At 77.0% G+C, this 1,489-nt stretch carries 1 protein-coding gene and 1 pseudogene; both read left to right on the forward strand.

Features of this window, described 5'->3' with window-relative positions; translation table 11 throughout:
- Positions 1-784, forward strand: a 784-nt coding sequence (locus AB0H87_RS41730; protein WP_360159396.1) for a transferase, incomplete at its 5' end; no start/stop codon positions are given.
- Positions 741-1,433 (forward strand): annotated as a pseudogene (locus tag AB0H87_RS41735) (HAD-IIIA family hydrolase); the annotation flags it as partial. The gene AB0H87_RS41730 and the pseudogene AB0H87_RS41735, both read left to right, overlap by 44 nt.
- Between the last annotated feature and the right edge of the window lie 56 nt (positions 1,434-1,489).

The raw sequence follows: 1,489 nt of genomic DNA on the forward strand, positions 1-1,489 counted from the left end.
GTGGCGGTGCCTGCGGTCGGACCTGACGGTCCCGCCGGAGGTGGGCGGCGTGCAGGGCCGCGTACGCGTGCCACTGCCGGCCGGCCGCCGCCCGACAGACTGGGAGCGCAACACCGCGGGCCTGGCGTCCGCGCCGTGGATCACCGCCGACATGGCCTACCGGCGGGCCGCGCTGGCCGAGGTCGGCGGCTTCGACGAGCGGTTCCCGCGGGCCTACCGGGAGGACGCCGACCTGGCGCACCGGGTCCGTGCCGCCGGCTGGGAGCTGCGCCGCGGCGACCGTGGCGTGACCCATCCGGTGCGCCCGGCGGGCCGCTGGGCGAGCGTGCGGGTGCAGGCCGGCAACGCCGACGACGCGCTGCTGCGACGCCGTTACGGACCGCGCTGGCGTTCGCTGCTGGAGATCCCGGCGGGTCGCCGGCGACAGCACGCCGTCATCACCGGGGCACTGGTCATGTCGCTCACCGCGGCGGCGGGCGCGCGGCTGCGCCGCCGGAGTGCGCCGCTGCGCGCCGCAGCCGTCGCCGGCGCCGCGGCCTGGGCGCTCGGAACGGCCGAGTTCGCAGGTCGGCGTATCGCCGCGGGGCCGCGTACGCCGGCGGAGATCCTGACGATGGCCGTGACGAGCGTCGTCATCCCGCCCGTCGCGATCGGACACTGGCTGCGCGGCTGGGTGCGCGCGGCCGGTGGGGCAGAAGTGGTTGATGTTTACTTCTCTGCTGCCCGGGCACCCGCTCCCGGTGACGCCACCGACTCCGATCAGCCCAGGTCAGCGGCTGTTTGACGCGGTCCTTTTCGACCGCGACGGCACGCTGGTCGAGGACGTGCCCTACAACGGCTCGCCCGACAAGGTGCGGCCGATGCCGGGCGCCCGGGCGGCGCTCGACCGGGTGCGTGCGGCGGGCCTGCGGGTCGGTGTGGTCAGCAACCAGTCGGGCCTGGCCCGTGGCCTGTTCACCGCCGACGACCTCGACCGGGTCAACGCGCGGGTGTCCGAACTGCTCGGTCCGTTCGACACGTGGCAGGTCTGTCCACATGACGCGGGCGCCGGTTGCGCGTGCCGCAAGCCGGCCCCCGGGCTGGTCCGGGCCGCCGCGGCCGCGCTCGGCACGGTGCCGACCCGGTGCGCCGTGGTCGGCGACATCGGCTCGGACGTGACCGCGGCCGAAGCCGCCGGCGCCGCGGCGGTGCTGGTGCCGACCCCCGTCACCCGGCCGGCGGAGGTGGCCGCGGCGCCGGTCGTCGCCGCGCACCTCGGCGAGGCGGTGACCCACCTGCTCGACCGGGAGCGCCGGCTCGCGCCGGCCAGGCCGCGGACCGCCCGGCGCGTGCTCGTGGTGCGGGCCGACTCGGCGGGCGACGTGCTGGTCACCGGGCCGGCGATCCGCGCCGTCGCCGCCGGAGCCGACTCCGTGGTGCTGCTCTGCGGGCCTACTACGCGCCCGAGATCGCGCGCGACATCGGCTTCCTGATTTTGGCCGCGTTCCTC

This window comes from Asanoa sp. NPDC050611, assembly GCF_040654855.1.
Classification (GTDB): domain Bacteria; phylum Actinomycetota; class Actinomycetes; order Mycobacteriales; family Micromonosporaceae; genus Asanoa.